Source organism: Oribacterium sinus, from assembly GCF_014202695.1.
In the GTDB taxonomy this organism is placed as follows: domain Bacteria; phylum Bacillota; class Clostridia; order Lachnospirales; family Lachnospiraceae; genus Oribacterium; species Oribacterium sinus.
Genome location: NZ_JACHHH010000002.1, coordinates 200,710 through 220,061, shown reverse-complemented (window position 1 = coordinate 220,061; position 19,352 = coordinate 200,710). Strand labels below are relative to the sequence as shown.

The 19,352-nt window shown below is 43.9% G+C and carries 11 protein-coding genes and 1 other annotated feature (1 of these 12 running past the window's edge); all 11 genes read right to left on the bottom strand.

Annotated features, from left to right (window positions below; all coding sequences use genetic code 11):
* Positions 1-121, bottom strand: a binding site (T-box leader); it reaches 119 nt to the left of the window's first position.
* Positions 122-226: 105 nt separating this feature from the next.
* On the bottom strand, positions 227-1,300 hold the full coding sequence (locus HNQ46_RS02685; protein WP_183682668.1) for a DUF3829 domain-containing protein: 1,074 nt from the start codon (positions 1,298-1,300) through the stop codon (positions 227-229).
* 129 nt (positions 1,301-1,429) lie between these two features.
* Positions 1,430-2,476: a DUF3829 domain-containing protein gene (locus HNQ46_RS02680; protein WP_183682666.1), complete on the bottom strand. Its 1,047-nt coding sequence runs from the start codon at positions 2,474-2,476 to the stop codon at positions 1,430-1,432.
* A gap of 277 nt (positions 2,477-2,753) precedes the next feature.
* A complete protein-coding gene (locus tag HNQ46_RS02675) occupies positions 2,754-4,025 on the bottom strand; it encodes an FMN-binding protein (protein ID WP_183682662.1) in 1,272 nt (423 codons plus the stop codon).
* Entirely contained in the window at positions 4,022-5,515 is a 1,494-nt protein-coding gene (locus HNQ46_RS02670) for a hypothetical protein (protein WP_183682659.1), read from the bottom strand. The genes HNQ46_RS02675 and HNQ46_RS02670 overlap by 4 nt, the downstream gene beginning before the upstream one ends.
* A gap of 281 nt (positions 5,516-5,796) precedes the next feature.
* A complete protein-coding gene (gene dctP, locus HNQ46_RS02665) occupies positions 5,797-6,915 on the bottom strand; it encodes a TRAP transporter substrate-binding protein DctP (protein WP_183682656.1) in 1,119 nt (372 codons plus the stop codon).
* A 324-nt stretch (positions 6,916-7,239) separates the two neighbouring features.
* A complete protein-coding gene (locus tag HNQ46_RS02660) occupies positions 7,240-10,116 on the bottom strand; it encodes an NYN domain-containing protein (RefSeq protein WP_183682653.1) in 2,877 nt (958 codons plus the stop codon).
* A gap of 44 nt (positions 10,117-10,160) precedes the next feature.
* Positions 10,161-10,664 (bottom strand): shikimate kinase, encoded by a 504-nt coding sequence (locus tag HNQ46_RS02655; protein ID WP_183682651.1) that lies wholly within the window; start codon positions 10,662-10,664, stop codon positions 10,161-10,163.
* 194 nt (positions 10,665-10,858) lie between these two features.
* Entirely contained in the window at positions 10,859-12,574 is a 1,716-nt protein-coding gene (locus HNQ46_RS02650) for a putative manganese-dependent inorganic diphosphatase (protein WP_183682648.1), read from the bottom strand.
* Positions 12,575-13,359: 785 nt separating this feature from the next.
* Positions 13,360-15,183, bottom strand: a complete 1,824-nt coding sequence (locus tag HNQ46_RS02645) for a cell surface protein (protein ID WP_183682646.1) — start codon at positions 15,181-15,183, stop codon at positions 13,360-13,362.
* A gap of 305 nt (positions 15,184-15,488) precedes the next feature.
* Entirely contained in the window at positions 15,489-17,240 is a 1,752-nt protein-coding gene (locus HNQ46_RS02640) for a cell surface protein (protein ID WP_183682643.1), read from the bottom strand.
* A 365-nt stretch (positions 17,241-17,605) separates the two neighbouring features.
* Positions 17,606-19,153 carry a carbon starvation CstA family protein gene (locus tag HNQ46_RS02635; protein ID WP_183682640.1) on the bottom strand — a complete coding sequence of 516 codons (1,548 nt, stop codon included), beginning with the start codon at positions 19,151-19,153 and terminating at the stop codon, positions 17,606-17,608.
* Positions 19,154-19,352 lie beyond the last annotated feature (199 nt).

Genomic DNA, 19,352 nt, shown 5'->3' with positions numbered 1-19,352 from the left:
GATTGCTCCTTTGACCATGCCCTCAGTGGTCCATTTGCTAAGCTGTGTTCTGCCCGGCTCTCACCTTCCCGGACTCTCTGTGAGCTCATACTTAACGTTATCTCCACCTCAACGGTTTTATAGTTCTAATATTTAACACAACTTGACTTTTCTCGTCAAGGTCTTTTTATAAATTTATTTAAGCGACGTTTTTATAAATTTATTGAACTGATATCTTTAGGAATCTTTAACCGACTGCTCTGTTATAGGTTTCCGTCATCTGGGAAGCGGCCTCACTGATTTTCTGGAAGCTTCCATCGGTAGCCCATAAAATTTGCAATTCATTCTCGGAAAATCCTTTTCCGCTTTCTTTCCGGTCAATCATCTCCTGAAGCTGCTTCTTAAAATCTCCGGCAGCATCTGCAAAGGTAGTAACATAATAGTTGTTATCAAAGCCTTCCTTCTCCGCAGCATCTTTATCCTTGGAAAGAGGCACAAATTCCAAAAGCAGGGTAGCCAGCTCGTCATACGCAGGACGTATCTTTGTCAAATCAAGGTCGGCAATATTGGCTTCCGCTACATTGGGCTGCTCAGAAAAGGCATCAATAATTTGATTTTTCAGATCCATGATTCTCAGCATATCATAGCGAATCGTTAAGCCGTTGTCCTTCATTCTCTGCATTTCTTCTTGCTGTCTTTCCACAGAAAGGCTGTGAATGGCTGCAGTATAAGTATCTGCCGGATCGATATAGCTTTGTACCAAGGGGAAAAGTCTGCTATGAATTTCCTGGGCCTTGGCATACTGATCATCCTTATAGGCCTGCAAATCTCCATAGCTGGCCGCCTCGTTATAAACCTTCATGGTTTCCAAGACAATAGGAGCCAAAGTTTTTACCTGCTCATCCAAGTCGGGGAAATTGGTTCCGGCATTGGCCTGATCCAGATAGCTCTGTACTTGCTCCATGTCATAATCGCTAAAGCTGACCGTAGTATAATGTCCGCCTTCTATTACCTTGAACTCTGTCTCCGGCTCTACTCCCTCAAAATATCTGCCGATATTATCTTCAAAATTACCGGTTAGGAAATTGCTGAAATCCACGTAATTGTTGTATTGTGTCAGCTCATCGTCGCTTTCCCCGGAATCCGCGGAAAGGTTCTTTTTCAAAGCATCCAAGGGGTTATCCCCGGATTCACTGCTGTCCCCGCCGCTCTCTCCGCTTTTTTCCTGCTTAATAGCGTTCTGCGCCATCTTTAAGTCTTCACAGGCGGAAAGACTGAGGGCTAAGGCAATTGCGCCAAGTCCTAAAACGATTTTTTTCATACATTTTCTCCTCATCAAAAAAAGTTCTGTATCTTCCTTTATTTTAAGAGAAGATACAGAACTAATTATACAAAAATTTAAATTTTTTACAAGAAATAGAAAAGATTTCACAAAAAACAAAAGCTTTATTTAGCTTATGATTTTGCTGTAGCTTTGAACCATTTTTATATATGCCAAATCTATCTTTAAAAAGCTGCCATCTACATTTGTCTGCCCATATTCCTTCTCTGTAAATGGCTCATTTTCATCTATCCTACGAATCATTTCCTGAATCTGTTTTGCAAACTCTTTGGAATCATTGACAAATTCCGACAAATCTTCAAAAATGCTGGGGTCAGTAAACAATTCCGCATCAATTGCTTTCCGGTTTCCTATCATTTTTTCGAAATCCGATAGGGTAGCCAGAAATTCCTCATAGGCAGGACGAATTTTAGATAAATCCAGCTTCATCATCTCTTCCTGGACAAGATTCTGATTTTTTATTTCATGCATAATTTGATCTCGTAGAGAGAATAGCTTTAACATGTTATAACGGATAATGTAGCCCCGTTCTTTCATTGTCTGGATTTCCTCTTCCATTTTTTTTGAAGAAAGCTCATCAATAGCCCGCTTATATTCCGACAATGGAGCTTTAGAACTCTCTATCAAAGGGAAAAGACGGCTGTGAATTTCCTTTGCCCCTTCATAGTGATCCTTTTTATAGGTCTCCGCCTGTCCATAAGCTGCTGCCTCGTTATAAATTTCCATAGTCTTTAAGATTAAAGGAGCCAGGGTTTTCACCGGCTTATCCACCTCAGGGAAATGCGTCCCTCCATTCGCTATTTTCATAACATGTCGGATAAAGTCAAACTCTTCCGGGGTAAAGCCTTCCTTAAGATACTCCTCCCCCTCCACCAAATGAAACTCCGGTTCATTACGAACTCCCTGAAAATAAAATACTGAAATGTAGTGATAACGAGCAGCCAGAAAATTACTGAAGTACATATAGGTATTGTACTCTCCATATTCCATTTTAAGATCTCCCTTTTTAAATACATCCATAGGTTGGTCTCCCAACTGCTCTGTGTTTCTTGTCTTCTCTTTCTGAAAAGAATTTTGTACCATCTTAATATCATCGCAGGCAGAAAGACTGAAAATTATAGTCAAGATACTGATACAAAGCATAGCTTTTTTCATATATGTTCCCCCAAAAAGGCATCCTCTACAGCGGCGTAGCACTCTCCTAAGCTTCCCTTTGGAAAATATTAGAAAACACATGCTCCGCAAAAGACATTCAACGAGATATCGCACGCTCTGCGAGGGATATCTCGTTATGAACAAGACGTCTCAGGCTTCGCCTGCGCCACTTGTTAAGAATAAAAAAGTTCTGTATTCTTCTATTTTTAAGAATGAATACAGAACTCATTATATAAGAAAATGCTGTTTTTACAAGATTTACAAGAAGACTTTTTGACTACTTCTTTGCTTCCTCCAAGGCCTTCTCCACCGCATGGCAAATGCCCTCGCTACTGGTGGTGGCTCCTGCCACCGCATCCACGTCAGTACTCTGCTTTTCCAGAATTTCCGGAATCACCTTCTTCTGTGCGTCAAAGAAATATTCTTCATCGTCCTTGGTTTTCACAATGTCGATGGCAGTAATCTTTCCCCCGGAAATGGTGACCTTCACTTCCACATTGCCATTGTAGGCGGAAGCCTTTCCAAAGCATTCTCCGTCTTTATAAGCTCCGGATATGCTATCCTCATCAGCAGCTTGGGAATCGGAGGAAGCATCCGAAGAATTCGTAGAGGCTTTATCTCCGCTAGCTTCTAATGCCTTTTCAGAAGAATCACTTTTCTCCTCCCCGTTTCCGATGCTTTCCACACTTCCTTTATTTTCCGCTGCATTGTCCGCACTTTCCTTACTTTCCGCTACGCTTTCCTGTGCTCTGATTTTATCTACATTTGCCTCCAGTGCGGCGCGATATTTCCCGGCACTGTAAAAGCCGCTTAGAAAAATACAAACAATGGGCAAAATCCCCCCAATACGAAGCAAAGGAAATGTCTTTTTCTCCTTGCCTTCCTTTTGTATTCTATACTGCCTAATCCGTAAGAATCCGTAGAATCCAAAAATGAAGCTGTAAATCATCAGGGTAAAGAAATAGTCTCCCTTTCCCCGAATCAGCGCCCCTTGATAAATAAAGAAAATGTGTAAATACAAAAGCAGGTAAAAAAGATAGGACCAGTTTTGTAATTTTTTCCAGGTCTTTCCCTGCATTTTCCGCCGAACAGCCTGAAAGGAAGTGACGGTCAGGGGAATTAATAAGAGAATCATCAGACAGGACACAATGGCTGCATGAAGTTCCATCAGGCTGATATGCCCCTGTCCAAGGAATAAGGCACCAAAGTATTTTCCGCCAAAGGCCAGATTATGGGCCAAAGTAATCAAAGAGGCGCAAATAGCCATTTCCCCTCGAAGAAGATAGATGGTCTTTCTTCCGGAAAAGCTCTTGGGAAGCACCGGTGCCAGCATCACCCAGATAAAGAGAGAGCCTGCCAGTACACCCCTTTGCATGATTTTCTTAAAAAAGAAGTCCAAAAAGGGAAGTCCTCCCTCCCTTGGATAAAAAATACTTACCAAGGAAAGGAGGATACAAATCCCATACAATACTGCCGGCTTCTTCTTTAATGCTTTTCCAAAGAAATGGAAAAATGCTAAACTGCATATTAAAGCAAGAATCACAATCATTGTACGACTACCTCGAATTTCACTTCAGGATATCCGTCAGCCTTGATGGTTACAGGATAGGTTCCGGGGCCGTCAAAGTACTTTACTTCCTGACCGTCCTTCTTGTAGCTCGCCTCAGTATTTACGCTACCGTCTTCATTGAAAATGTTCTTTCCGAATCTTCTTCCGGAACCGCCCTTAAACTCCTGCTCTCCGATGGTTGCGGAGCTCGTAGAAGCAATGTAGTTTGCGATAGTCAGCTGATCTGCGTTTTCCGCAAGGCTTAACTTGTTATTTTCAAAATGGAAGTCCTCTGCCTTTAAGCCGGATTCTACCAGTACCTTAAAGGATACATCGGTAAGCTTGTCGTTAGAGAATACCAGCTGGTACTTTCCGGGAGTCATTTCCTTAGGCAGTACCAAAACACCGGCGGTGTCTGTATTAACCTCTCCCTTTACCTCACTCTTCCTACTGATAACCTTGCCAAGAGCGTAGCTGTCTTCTCCGGTGGAAAGCTGATAATTCACTTTGGTGCCTTCCGGACTGTAGCTTACCTTCTCATCTCCGCTAACCTTGTACTCAGCAGGAGCAATCTTCTTCACATGAAGGTTTACGGGAACCTCCACATCATCCTCGTCCATTAAGAAGTAGGTAATCTTTACAATGTCCTTGTCCTGAATATCTTCAAAACGCTTAAACTCTTTCTGAGCCTTATGGTTGGTGTCCTCGAAAGCCACAGCGGAAAATGCCAGCTCCTCCGGCTTTACCCAGATATTGTCCTCATGCTTTAAGCCGTACTTTGCGCCGTCTTTGGTTTCCAGAATCGCAGCCTGTACGATTTCAGAGTCAATATCCAAACCGCTGACTTCGATTTCATAATTTCCGTAGGAGGAAGTGGTGGTAATATCCGCTTCGGTGTCCTTCGCTTCATTTGTAGTTCCCTGCGTCTTGGAAAGAGTTCCGTCGGAGTTTAATACCTTATACTCCTTAGGCTCAGTGCTGACTTCACTTTCAATAGCCCCCATCAAAGTAAGAAGAGCATTCTTGCTTTCCTTCTTCTCCTCCAATGCCTTCTTGGCATCCTCATAGAGGGACTTCGGAATCGCAACGTTCACGTGCTTAATTCCCTTATAGACAGAGCCCTCTCCCTCTACGGCACCGTCCGCCATCACGAACTTCTCCACCTTTTCCTTAGTAGGAGAGCTGGCACTGTCATACATTCCTGTCTCCCGGAAACCGTCCTTTGTTACCTTATCCTCCACATCCAGCTGTGCCTTCAAATCCTTCCCCTCTTCAGGAGCAATATCCTTTAATTCTCCGTAATAAAAGTCCGCATAGGGAACGGTCATCTTTACAAAGACATAATCAGACTTCTCTGCCTGAGCTGCAGTGCTTTCCGCAGCCTTCTCCGATCCTGCAGCTGTGGTGGCAGTATCCTGCTTCTTTCCGCAAGCCATTACGGAGGATGCTAAAATGATGGCGGAAGCGCCAAGAATCCAATGTTTTCTCATAATACCCCTTTCTTCTACGCATTACTGCTTCGCTTTGTAGTATTCCTCACAGGAGAACAACAGTACCGTAAGGTATCTTAGCCCTTATCCAAGGGAGAGTTGTTTAACACGCAAAAAGCACCCTCCTATCGAGAATAGGCTGATGCTCACGCTAACATCGCAGCCCTTTAGATAGATAATAAAAAGCTTTTAGTTAGTTGCATCTATCTTTCAAGGCAGTATTATGACAGAGGAGAGGAAACTTGTCAATCCTCTTATATTAAACACTTATCATTCTTTATTTAATCTATTTTTCCCAGCTTTCGCAAAAAATCCGATTCTGTGGATTCCTGATAAAGGGGTGCTAAAAGCTCTTCAATCTTGGCTTTCTCTTCTTTGGAAAAATGAGAGAAGAGTACTCCTCTTTTACTTAATTTATTTCTTAGCTCCACCCGCATTTTTTTCACGTAAGCTCTTTCCTGTAAAGCCATGGAAAAAGACACATCCCTAAGCAAAGCCAGATCTTCTTCCGACAGATTCTCTCTTGCTCTGGAAGAAAGAATTTGTAAATCTAAAACGGGGCTGTGATCATCCTCTAAAAAATACTTGGCGGAAAGATTGTGTTCCTGCCGGGCAAATTCCTCTATGGTATTTTCACTGCCCTCCACAATTCCGCTTTGCAACGCCTTATAGATTTTATCTTGCGGAAGCTCTCTGGTTTTTCCGAAAAGAAGCTGCAAAGCTCTTCCCATGCGAGACTCCTCCTCCACTCCTAAAATCAATCCGTCAAAATCCGCTACAGAGGTCAGTGGCTTTTCCACGGTATAAAAATCCCGAAAGCCAAGACAATGCCACACCAAAAGCTCCATTCCCTTGCTTTGAAAATCCTCTTGAAAAATAGCACCCTTGTCTCCATCTAAAACATTCCACATTTCCTCTTCGCTGTCAAAAAGATAGGGAAGCTCCATGAGAGAGAGCTTTGCAGAAAGCTTCTTTGCGGAAGGTAGGGGCAGTCTTACCATGTCCAGATTACCGGAACGAAACCGTTCCAACAAAGCCAGGTCGTTATCCTTGTCCTTGGGGCTAAGAATCTTAATCTCTATCCTCCCACGGCTTTTTTCCTTCACTTCTTTGGCAAAACGCTTGGTCATCTGCAAAGTGTAATCATCATTGTTCGCCAATAAGCCGTAAGTTAATACAATCTTATTACTCTTGCTTTTCATAATGGCGGGATGTCCTGTACCGGAACATGCCGTCAAAAAGAAAAAGGAAAAAATCAGGAGCAAGGCCCAAAACGCTCGGCGAAAAAAGGGGGCTGAATCGCTGCAGGATCCCCAATCCTCTCTTTCCAAGCTGCTCTTTTCTATTTTTTCTATTTCTGTCCTATCCTTCTGAAAAGAACAGTTCCTATCCCATTTCATCCTTTACCCTCATTTCTCTATACTATTCAAATTCTTAAATCTGAATAGTATTTCGTCAATGAGTGTATAAAAAATAAGTAGATGAGGGAGATAGAATCGAGTTACTTAAAACTATTTATGCAGTATAGGTCTGAAATTGGGGCACGCTCCCGCTAGCCTCGCCCTACAAGGGTTCTAAGCTTTTACAAGACAAAAGCTAAGAACCCGTGGGCTCAGACTGCCCCTTATTTCAGACCTATACTGCATAAATTTATCTCACAAAATCAAATTCTATCTCCCCCATCTACTTATTAATTTACATAGAATCAGAAATAGGCTTCTCCATTATAGAGAGTCGGAAATACGCTTCTTCATCTCCTCTACTTGGAAAGCAAATTCTTTGGAAGAATACACAATGGCGCCTTTTCCGGAAAAGCCTTGAATCTGCACGGCCTGGTCAGAGCTGACTACCACTACCGGGTAGCCAGATTGAGAAAAATCATTGGCCATTCTACTTAGGGCAAAGTCTGCCGATTCTCCTTCCTTCGTAAAGATTACCTGCATTCGGGAATCCAGCTGCAAAGTTTTTCCCGGATTGCTCTTCACCCGATAGGCATCAAAAATCAAATATAAATCCACGTCATGGTATGCCGCATATTCGGAAAGCAGGGGAAGAATCTGCTCTCTTCCCGCCATCAAATCCATTTGGGCCAGTGCCTTCCATTCTTCCTTGGCAAAAAGAAAGTTGTAGCCGTCCACCAAAAATTTTTTCCGCTTATTTTTCTTACCCTTCTTGGCATACTGGGCTCTGGCTTCCTCCAAGCGAGCTTCCTTCTCCTTGGATAAAAACAATTTTTGCTCGGTACGAATAGCTTCCTGTCCCCGATTTTTTAAGGGGCCGAAGGTTCTTTCAAAAATCGCATTCAGCTCCTCCTCTAAGGAAATACCTTCTTCGCCCTTTTTCTTTTTCTCCGAGTGCTCCCCTATGTTCTTAAGCTGTAAAGAAGCGGAACCGTTAAGCTTCGAAGAGGAATCTCCCGATTTTCCGCCGGAAGTATTTTCCTCCCATCCATCCTGCCCTAAAGTCGCCTCGGAAACAAGCTCTTCCCCATAGTAAAGTTTTCCTGCAGTAGTGAGGGGAAGCTCCTCCGACGGAATCCCGAAACGTTCCTCCAATACTGCTAAGGCTTGTTCCTCTTCCATTTCCCGATAAGAGGAAAATGAGAAAGAAAAACTTTCTCCCTCTCCCTGCACAAAACTTTGCAGCTCCGAAAGGCTTATCCCGGGAATCTTTCCCAGTAGCTGATAGTTTTCTCCCTCGGAAAGCAGCTCCTCCTGCTTTCCCTTTTGTCTTTCAATCTCCTGCAAAATCTTTCCAAGCTTCTCCTGAGAAGCTGAGATTTCATAGGAAAAATACGGCATTAACAGCCGAACCCCTGCTGTAGCTTGAGCCATGCGAAAGGCCTGATACACCGCCTCCTGAAAGTCCACATAATAAGCGGAGCCTCGAGAAAAGCTTAAGTTGGAAATTTCCAAAGCATAGTTCTCATAGGGGCCGGAAAGGAGCGGTCCCGGAAAATGCTCCTCTGCCCACTCAGTTTCCAAGCGGGAAACCCATTCCTCCGGTAGCTCTCCTCTTTTCTCTATGGAAAAAATGCTTTTCTTTTCCGGATTTCTGCTATTCTCACAATCCTTTTCGCCCTTTCCCGCCTCCTGCTGCTCCCCAAAGAATTCTACTTCCTTGGGAATTAAGCGAAGAAGCAGAGAAATCCTGTGACCGGGTTCCAGCACAGCTCCCCTTCCATAGGCTTCTCTACGGGGACTTTCCCCATAACGAAGCTTCGGTTTGGAAAAATGCAGTTTCTTCCCCAGCCTCTTGGCAAACAAATCCGTCAGAAGTTCTTTTTGCAGATTTCCGGACAGCTGGGCAGTGACCTGCTTTTCTGCCAAAGAAATGGTAATCCCCCACTCCGGAAATTCCTTTTGCAGCTCCTCCAAATCCTTTCGATAGAAAAGAATCTCCTCTCCTTCAAGAGATAAAAGGGTAGGAAAATAACCTTCCTTCTCTTTCTCACTATGCTCATCCACCGGGAAATAGCCAAGACCCGCATTTTCCGAAATCGGCATGGTAAAAAGCATTCCCGGCTCTACGCTCTCTACAGCCTCCTCTTCTACCCCTTCCAAATGTAACTCCAAAGCCTTTTCGGAAGGACGCCATTCCTGCCGTAAGGAAAGGCTTCCCCCCAAAAGCTTCGCTCTTCCGATTCTTCTTCCTTCCGGACTTTTGCTAATCTTATATAAAATTCCCCGCAATTCCTCGCTATAGGCCGGCATTTGACAAAGAGCAAAAATCCAGGAAAAAAGTTCGGTGATTCCCTCCTGCTTTAATGCAGAGGTGAAGAAAAGAGGAAAAAGCTTTCTCTCCTGTATATTTTCCTGCAAAAAGCTAAGGGGAAGCCGTCCATTTTCCAGATACTTCGCGGTTCCCTCTTCGGATAATACGGCAAGATTTTCCAGAAAAACCTGACAATCCTCTGAAGGAACTGCCTTCTGTCCTATAGCCTCCTTCTTCTCCGGAGCTTCCTTTTGTTCTAAAGCTGCATTCTCCTTGGAAGCTACTATCCGGGCAAAATCCTCTTCCTGTAAAAATCTTGCCAAGTCGGAAAAAGTATAGGGAGAAAAGTTGATAATCCCCTCACAGGAAAAGGCCTCTTGGATTTCTCTTAACAAAGCTTCTCTATCCCCTTGGAAAAGGTCCATTTTATTTACCACCAAAAAAAGAGGAATTCCCTTCTCTCGCGCTCTTTCAAAGAGTTGCAACTCTCGCTTTTGAATACCGTCATTTCCGTCAATCAGCAGGATACCGTAGTCCATAACCGCAAGACAACGCTCCATCTCCGAGGAAAACTCCTGATGTCCGGGAGTATCCAAAAGAAAAAAACGCTTATTTTCCTTGGTAAAATAAACGCTTTTCGCATAAATCGTAATTCCTTTTTTTCGTTCCAGACTGTCCTTGTCTAAAACACTATCTCCATGGTCTACCCTGCCCTTTTCCGAAATTCTCCCGCTTTCATAGAGAAGAGCCTCCGAAAGACTGGTCTTTCCTCTGTCCACATGGGCCAGCAAAGCAAGTACGATATTTTCCATACGAACCTCTGTTTCCGCCAATTCTTTTATATTCTTAGGCTTTTGGTCAAAGAAGCTTTCTGAACCTTTTGTCAAAGAAGCTTTCTGAGCTTCTCCCAAAAACCTGTTTTATGAGGAATCTACTGTTTGTGTTTCTTGGCAATACGAACCAAAGCTTCTACACATTCCTCCGGATTTAAGCCCTCTTCATTCAGAATTTCATGGGCACATTGAAGGTAGAGGGCCTTTCTTTCGTTATATAGGTCTTTCAGGGTAAAGCCATCGGGAATCGCCACCCCTCTTTTCACCGGGTCACCGATTCTTTTTTCCACCTCGGAAAAAGGCACATCCAAGAAAATCACCAAAGAAGTCTCCCGTAAATGCTCCATAGCTCTCTTTCCGTAGCAAATAGAGCCGCCCGGAGCAAGAACCGTATTGTTCATGGAGAGCGCTGCTCCCACTTCCTCTTCCAAAAGGAGAAAGCCCTCCCTTCCCCGCTCCGCAATGATTTCCCGAAGCAACTGTCCGGTCTTTTCCTGAATCACCAAATCCATATCCAGAAAGGACATGCCTAATTTTTTCGCCAGCAATACCCCTAAGACGCTTTTCCCGCTGGAGGGCATTCCGATTAAACAAATATTCATAAGACTATCCTTTCCGCTTTTTGATGTTCCTACTTTAAGTCCACTTTTTCTACTCCGGTCTTCTTCCATAAAGTCCGGCTTTTCTCTCGCCTACTTTCCATTCTGCAAGTCCGGCTTTTCTCTCGTCCATTTTCCGTTCTGCAAGTCCGGCTTTTCTCTCGTCCACTTTCCGTTCTGAAAGTCCGGCTTTTCTCTTACATCTGCTCCCCATAAAGGCTAAGGGGCGGAATAAGCTGTTTCTTTCTGGAAACCACATTTTCCAGCACAGCGGTAAAGCCCTCTATCTCTTCTCCGGAAAATTCAAAACTTTCCTTCTTGGGCTCCAGCAAAAAGGCATTTTGAATCAGGGTATCCGCTCTATGACCAACAGCCAGAAGCAGAGTATCCTGTTTTAAAATGTTGGTGAGCATCACAAAGGCCATGTCCAGATTTTCTTCTCCTAAAGCCTCCTTCGCAAAATGGAAGAGTCTGGGCTTTAAGGAAAGAAGCTCTTCTTCATTTAAGGAGCTTACCTGACTGACGCCAAAATGAATATCCCCTGCAGTAAAGGTCTTAAAGTCCTGATAGAAAATCTCCCGATCCGTCTTCTGCTTTAAATCGGAGGCGGCGGAAAACATTTCCATGGCATACTTTTCAATATCCACTCCGGCAATCTCCGCCAACGCTCTTCCTGCCATCTCATCGGTCTTGGTGCAGGTAGGAGAACGGAAAAGGAGGGTATCGGAAATGATGGCGGACATCATCAAGCCTGCGGTTTGTGGATCGATTTCCACTTTATTTTCCTGATACATCAGGTACACAATTGTGCTGGTACAACCCAGAGGTTGATTTCTAAAATACACCGGTCCCAAGGTCTGAATGGTTCCCAGTCTGTGATGATCGATGATTTCCAGAATCTCCGCATTTTCCATACCGTCCAATGCCTGTCCCAGCTCATTATGATCCACCATAATGACCTGTTTTCCACTGGCACCTAAAAGATTTCTACGGGAAAGCATACCCAGATATCGACCGTCCTTACTGATAACCGGGAAATCTCTGTGCCGCTTCTTCGCCATCACATCCTTAATTTCATCTACCGTATCCTCTTCTTCGAAGCTTAAAATGCCTTCCTTCGTCATAAAGAAGCTGATGGGGATGGACTGGTTAATCAGTCTTGCCGCCGTATAAGCATCATAGGAGGTTACCATGATAATCATGCCGTTTTGCTCCGCCAGGGCTTTAATCGTGGGGGAGGCATTGGCGCCTTCGCAAATGATGATACAATCCGCACCATTGTCCAAGGCGGAAAGCTGGCTCTCTGCTCTATTTCCCAGGATGACAATGTCATGGGGTTCAATATAGTAGTTCATCATTTCCGGATTGGCTGCCGCAATCAACACCTTTCCGTCCTGACAATTTCGGTTGGCATCTCCGGTAATCAGAGTTGCTTCCAAGGTTTCCAGGATATTTTTAAAAGGAGTCTCTGCCGTGGAAATGATGGCAGAATCATATACATTCATATAGGACTTGGCAATATCGGACATGGTAATGAGACCTTCCAAAATGCCGTTTTGGTTTACCGCCGGAAGGGTAACCACATGACCGTCTCTCATCATCTGATAGGCCTGCTTTAAGGACATATTTTTAGAAACTCCCGGAGTCTTCCGATAGGCAATATCGGAAACCTGAGTTTTTACATTGTCCAATAAAAGAGGAGCGTCCACCTTAAAATGCTCTAAAACAAAGCTGGTTTCCGCATTGGGATTTCCGGCTCTACAAGGGATATACCGGTCTGTATTGTTAATCTTATTCTTCAAACGGGAATAAGAAATCGCCGCACAAATGGAATCCGTATCCGGATTCTTGTGGCCTGTAATCAGAACCGGCCTTTCTGTATTGTGTGGAATCTTTGATTTTTTCTCTGCCATTTGCTTTCCTCTTTCTTCTAACAACATAGGAAAATCTTAGTGCAATAGGCAGGCGCTGTCAAGAAGGGGGATGAGGTGAAGGTCTGAGAAAATGATAAGGATGCGCGACCATGCAGTATAGGCATGTAATCGGAGCACGTTCCCGCTAACTTCGCCTTTGTAGAAGTGAAGGACTGTATTCATTGATGAGAGACGCTCCGATGCAGTACAGCATGAAATCGGGGCACGCTCCCGCTAACCTCGCCTTCGTAGCAGTACTAACTTCAAGCTTCGCTTTGCTTGCTTTCAGTAAGTACTGACGGGCTCAGATTGCCCCTCTTTCATGCTATACTGCATCTGTCGCTTCAACTTATTGGTTTTTACAGTCCTTCACTTCGCCGGATTTCGGTAAGTACCGGCGGGCTCAGATTGCTCTCTTTCATACCTATACTGCATCTGTCGCTTCCACTTATTGTTTTCACAGTCCTTCGCTTCGCTGAGCTCGCTAGTTCTTGCAATCTCAGATTATCCTCTTTCATGCCTATACTGCATCTGTCGCTTCAGCTTATTGGCTTTTACAGTCCTTCGCTTCTCCGAGCTCGCTAGTTCTTGCAATCTCAGATTATCCTCTTTCATGCCTATATTGCATATCGCTTCCACTTATTGTTTTCACAGTCCTTCTCTTCGCTAAGGAAAAATATAAAGAAAGCACAGCTGAATTCAGAAAACCGTAGTAGAACCGGCACTTTACCTGCTCTACTACGGTAATCATTTATTGCTGTTTTATATATTTTTCGGCTTGTTATTTACTGCTGCTCCTTCTTGCTCAAAACCACAAAGCCTGCCAAGGATGCTAAGGAAATTCCAAAAAGGGAAGCCCAAAGGCCTGTAAAGTTATAATCTCCGGTTGCTACGGATGCTCGGTCGGATACGCCCTTTACGCTTGGACGGGATTCTCCCAATACAGTTCCCTGCTTTTTCTCAACGGTTTCCGCTACAGGTGTTTCACGATTTTCTCCTAAAACTTCACCGCCTGGTGTAGAAGCTGTTGGACGGCTTTCTCCCAAAACGATTCCGGGATTGGAAGGTGCATTGCTGACAGTGCTTACAGTCACTCTTGAACTGCTTCTTCCACCGCCGCCATTGCTTGTTCCGCCAATACTAGGATTCGTAGGAGGAGCTGGTACAGCAGGAGTTTCAGGAGTTACGGGAATTACCGGCTGTGCTGGCTGCTCCGGGTTAACGGGATTTACCGGTTGTGCAGGGTTTACAGGCTGCACCGGATTGCTCTTCGGCTCTACTGTGTTCATTTTTACGGTAAGAAGAACCTTGTCATTTCCTTGACCGGATACCTTGTCTCTACCGGCATCATTTTGCACTGCCCCCCAAACATAAGAGGTATTACCGGAAGAATAAACATACCATAAATCAGACTTCATATATCCTACTAAAGTTCCGGCAATACTTCCTTCTGTGCTAATGTTCTTTTCTGTCTCCGTTTCCGTTTCTACTCTATTGGAAGAGGTGGCATTGATTTTTAATCCTTTCATTACCAGCTGAATCTTTTGGGCAGAATTGTTAATAAGCTCCTGCAAATTTCCAAAAACACTTGTAGTTGCATGTCTTCCTGTAGCAGGAGAGGGATTAAAGTTTTCAATAGGGTATGCTTTACTGGTAACAGGATCTTTGCCGTAGATTCTTTCGTTAGCCGCATTTTCATCAGAGCCTTGCTTCGCCAACGGTTTCATCTGGGTTAAATCTAAATCCATAACAAGGCTTACTTTCTTCTTGGAAAAAGAAGATTTTCCATAATTAATGCGATAAATCATGGGATTTCCATCCGCAGAACTTAGCTCATAGTGCTTCTTGGCATCCTCTAAGTCCGTTGGGAGATGGAAGCTTCCCTCCAGGTCATCTCCCAAAGTAAATGTGGAACGAAGCCCTGTCTCTAAATTGTTTACAAAAATATCATTTGACCCCGGTATAATTCCGGCAGATGCATTAATGGCGTTAGTCACTGGAGACACATCCAAATCCGCCTTCAGAGAATAGCTATCTTCCTTATTCACCGGATGTGCTGCAGTATTGGTACTGTCATAAGCTTCTGTACTCTCATCCTTTTTGATGGAAAGATCCCCTTGGAGAACTACATCTTTGTTTTTAAGCCTGGTAATTACATTATCTTCGACTCCGGGATGGCTTTCCGCAATGGTCTTCTCTCCCTTGGCATCTTCTGCTGTCACAGTGGTATCCAAGTGAATCACAGGTCTAGCTTGCCCTCCACGGGTAATATCTGCATGTGTGGAAATGTCTGTTCCCTGCTTTTGATTCTCCGACAGCACGGTATTCACATTGTTCGGTGCAGTGGTACCGGGATCCACTGCCGCTTCCTCTACTGTAACTGTTTCCGCTTCCGCAGCAGCAGGAATTACTGCCTCCGCGACAGCTACTACAGGAGCTTCGCCACTAGTTAGAGCTGCTGCCTCATTGCCTCCGGTATTCGTCACAGCCACTTCCGTTGGAGCAACAGTAGTGTTTGTTTCCTCCGCCATGGCAGTCATTGGAATTGCTGCAATTGCTCCCGTCATAGCCAATGCCGCTACTTGTACTTTTAAGTTTTTCTTCTTCATTACAATTCTCCTTTATTTTAGATATTTTTTATAAGAATACTCTGCTTTCTCAACGCTTTTACATAAAAACCGTACATATCATAGGCAAAATTTTCTACAATATACTCCTGCTTCTCTCCGTATTTACTTCAAAAAATCTATATAACAATGAGAATTATAATAAGAAATTAATAAGAATATGTCAAATCATATTTTATAAAAAAACCGTTGTAGAAGCGATATTCTATCTGCTCTACAACGGTATAAAACTGTTACTGTTTTATAAATTATTCGGCTTGGTATTTACTGTTACTCCGGCTTAATAATTACTGCTGTTCCTTCTTGCTCAGTACCACAAATCCTGCCAAAGAAGCTAAGGAAATTCCGAAAAGGGAAGCCCAAAGTCCTGTGAAATTGTAGTCTCCGGTTGCAACAGATGCACGGTCAGATACACCCTTAACACTTGGACGGGATTCTCCGAGAACCACACCCTTCTTTTCCTCAGCAGCTTCTGCTACAGGAGCCACACGATTCTCTCCTAAAACTTCTCCAACAGGAGCTGTAGGAGTAGAAGCGGTAGGACGGTTCTCTCCCAAAACGGTTCCGGGGATAGTCGTTCTACTCGGTGTAGCAGGTGTAACTCCGGTTCTTCCGCCGCCGTTACTTGGCGCTACTGGGGTCACAGGCTGTGCGGGCTGAACAGGTACTTCAGGAGTTTCCGGCTTTACCAGTTCCTCAGGCTGTACAGGCTCAACGGGCTTTACCTTGCTTTCAGTAGTAGTCATTTTTACGGTAAGATCCACCTTATTATTGCCGTTATCATTTCCGGCTACTCTGTCACGGCCTGCTACAAAGTCACGGCCTTCCTCATTCTGAATAGCGCCCCAAACATAGGATGTATTTCCTTTCACAAATAAGAAACTTACATCTGCCTTCATATAACCTACTAAGGTTCCCCGAATAGTTCCCTCCGCAGTTGTGCTTTTCTCTGTAGCAGTTTCTTTTTCTTCCACATTGCCGTGTGTCGCATTAAACTTAATACCCTTCATGATTAACTGTATCTTCTTTGCAGACTTGTTAATCAAATTATTTAAGGCGCCAAAGGTACTAATCTCTTCCTTTGGCTTATCATACTTACTTAAATCCAAGTCCATAGCAATACTTACTTTATCCTTGGCGAAGGAAGAATTACCATAATTAATACGATACATCATGGGACTTCCATCAGCAGAGCTTAGCTCATAGTGCTTCTTAGCATCTTCCAAGTCAGTAGGGAGATGAAAACTACCATCTAAGTCATTTCCCATCATAAATGTGGAACGAAGACCTGTTTCCATTCTATCAACATCAACTTCGCTCATTAGTGAATTGAATTTCGCTGATGCATTGATTGCATTATTAACAGCATTAACATCTAAGTCGGCCTTTAAGGTATAGCTATCCTCTTTATTCACCTCATGTGCCGCATCACTGGTACTGTCAAAAGCTGTACTATCATCCTTTGCAATAGAAAGATCTCCCTGCAATACAACATCTTTATTCTGTAGCTTGCCAATAGATGGTATTGCCTGTAAAGAAGGACTTTTCTCTACAAGAGTTCCTTCTTTTTTTGCATCCTCAGCAGAAATTGTAACTTCCTTTTTGCGACTTCCTACTTGAAGACTAATATCCGTTCCCTGCTTATTATCGTCCGGTACTACGGTATCCACATTGTTGGGAACAGTGGTGGCAGGGTCTGCCGGTGCCTCTGCTACGGTAACCGGGGCTGCTACGGCTGCCGGGGCTGACGCTTCCGTAGTAGCTGTTGCTGTGCTTGTACCGGCGGTCGCCGCTGTGCCTGTTGCAGGAGTACTTGCTGTTGCTGTACTTGCTCCGCCAGTTGTCCCGCTTACCGCAGGCGTTGTCGCTGTACTTGTTGCAGGAGCTGCGGCAGTGGCAGATGCTTCTGTACTGCTTGTGCTCGCAGTCGCCGGTGCTGTCGTGCTTGCTTCTTCCGCTCTTACGGTCAATGGTGCAGCTGCAATGGCTCCTGTCATGGCGAGTGCAGCTACTTGTACTTTCAGTTTCTTTTTCTTCATTTTTCATTCTCCCTTACTAGGTAATTTTTTTGTCCCATAGTAGCTACAACTCTCTTCCCTGATTTCTGCTATGGTACGACTAGACCGGACTAAATACAGGGAATCGTCTTCTCCCTCCGATTCCCATCCTGCCTACAGATGATTATTAAAATCCAAAGTAAATATACTCCATATCCTAAGAGAAAATCAATAAATACTTAATTTTTAATTTATAAAAAATGTATAAAAAAAGATTGACTGCCTCTTCCGAAGCAATCAATCTTTCAATTCATCCTTATATAATCATTTTCAGACACGGTTCATCTAAACGACTATCCCTTATCAAAAAGGACTTGCCTGTTCCAAATATGGAACACTTTCAGCCATTATTTTACGGTAGGCTCAGGAGTGGTGCCGCCCTTCTTACCTCTAATGATAGTAAGAACAAGGTAAATTGCAGCCACAACTACACCGCCCACATAGGCGATTGGCCAGCCTAAACCAAAGCCCAGCTTTGCATTTAAGATATAGCTTGCGCAGACGAAGGTGTAGAAGGTACCGGGAAGCAGTGGCATCCATGCCCATTTTGCTTTTCCGTTAATCATGAGATAAACACCTGCCGCAGCCAAGGGAAATAATGCCATAGTCTGGTTGGACCATGCGAAGTATCTCCAAAGAACCAAGAATCCCTTAGGATCAAACTTTGCCCAAACCAGGATTCCTGCTACCAGGATAAAGATTGGAATGGCAAGGCTTAATCTTCTGAAATTGTTGTCCTGCTTAATGTGGAAGGTATCTGCAATGGTAAGACGTAATGCACGAAGTGCAGTATCTCCGGACGTAATGGGAAGAATGATAATACCGATAAGTGCTATTGCTCCGCCAACAGGTCCTAAAGCTCTTCTACAAACTACACCGACTACAGAGGTTGGAGAAATAGCAACCAACTCTCCCGCCTTCTGAATCATGTACTGGAAGGTTCCTGCCTTCTCGTTAAATACCATGCTGATTCCGCCCTGGTCTGCAGTGAACTGAATCAATGCCATTGTTCCTGCCGCCCATACCATGGCGATGAAGCCTTCTACAGCCATCATGTTATAGAAAGTCATTCTTCCGTCCTTCTCACTCTTAATGGTTCTTGCTACAAGAGCAGTCTGGGAAGAGTGGAATCCGGAAAGAATTCCGCAGGCTACGGTTACGAAGAAAATCGGGAAAAAGTTCTGTGTCCAGAAATAATCTCCATAGTTAAAGGAAGGAGTATTCCAGTTTCCGAAAATCTCTACTAACGGGTAATGGAAAATTACCATTACAGCAAATACACCTACTGCGGAGAATACCAGGATTGCACCGAAGATAGGATAGATTCTTCCGATAATCTTATCGATGGGGAATACAGTAGCAATTAAGTAGTATGCGAAAATAATACCGTAGATAATCCAGGTGGAAGCCTCTGTAGGCGCACCGCTGAAGCCGAATACCTGGGTTGCGGTAATGTCTCCGGGTGTGTAAATGAAAACGGTTCCTACCAAGAGTAAAAGCACACATACAAACACATCATAAATCCAGAACACTGCCTTGTTGGTATAACGTCTTACCATCTCCGGCATCTGGGCTCCGCCGTCACGGGTACAAATCATTCCTGCAAAGTAGTCATGTACCGCTCCGCCAATAACATTTCCGATAGGAATGGTAAGCAGTGCAATCGGTCCGAACAAAATACCCTGAATCGGTCCAAGAATAGGTCCTGTTCCGGCAATGTTCAGTAAGTTAATTAAAGCATTTTTCCAAGTAGGCATCGGAACATAATCCACACCATCCTGCTTGGCGTAAGCCGGTGTCTCTCTGTCGTCCGGCTGGAATACATGATCGCAAAGGCGACCCATAGCCATTCCGCCGACGATGAGAATCACAAGGCCGATCATAAAGGTAACCATAAGTAATCCTCCCCTTCTTTTCTCAATCTTTAGCAAAACTAAAAATACACCTTGTTCACAGAAATTTCAATATTTTATCTATTTATTTCAAAATCAATAAGTACTTTATTATAGTTTATTTGCCTAAATTTCCTTTCTATTGGCGATAATCTGTTAAATAAATAGCAATTTTGTATTTTGTACACATATATTATCCTCT

What these genes read in the sequence shown, in the direction of transcription:
- HNQ46_RS02685 (WP_183682668.1), bottom strand. Translation starts at nt 1,300, where the DNA reads ATGAAAAAAATCGTTTTAGGACTTGGCGCAATTGCCTTAGCCCTCAGT.
- HNQ46_RS02680 (WP_183682666.1), bottom strand. Translation starts at nt 2,476, where the DNA reads ATGAAAAAAGCTATGCTTTGTATCAGTATCTTGACTATAATTTTCAGT.
- HNQ46_RS02675 (WP_183682662.1), bottom strand. Translation starts at nt 4,025, where the DNA reads ATGATTGTGATTCTTGCTTTAATATGCAGTTTAGCATTTTTCCATTTC.
- HNQ46_RS02670 (WP_183682659.1), bottom strand. Translation starts at nt 5,515, where the DNA reads ATGAGAAAACATTGGATTCTTGGCGCTTCCGCCATCATTTTAGCATCC.
- dctP (WP_183682656.1), bottom strand. Translation starts at nt 6,915, where the DNA reads ATGAAATGGGATAGGAACTGTTCTTTTCAGAAGGATAGGACAGAAATA.
- HNQ46_RS02655 (WP_183682651.1), bottom strand. Translation starts at nt 10,664, where the DNA reads ATGAATATTTGTTTAATCGGAATGCCCTCCAGCGGGAAAAGCGTCTTA.
- HNQ46_RS02650 (WP_183682648.1), bottom strand. Translation starts at nt 12,574, where the DNA reads ATGGCAGAGAAAAAATCAAAGATTCCACACAATACAGAAAGGCCGGTT.
- HNQ46_RS02645 (WP_183682646.1), bottom strand. Translation starts at nt 15,183, where the DNA reads ATGAAGAAGAAAAACTTAAAAGTACAAGTAGCGGCATTGGCTATGACG.
- HNQ46_RS02640 (WP_183682643.1), bottom strand. Translation starts at nt 17,240, where the DNA reads ATGAAGAAAAAGAAACTGAAAGTACAAGTAGCTGCACTCGCCATGACA.
- HNQ46_RS02635 (WP_183682640.1), bottom strand. Translation starts at nt 19,153, where the DNA reads ATGGTTACCTTTATGATCGGCCTTGTGATTCTCATCGTCGGCGGAATG.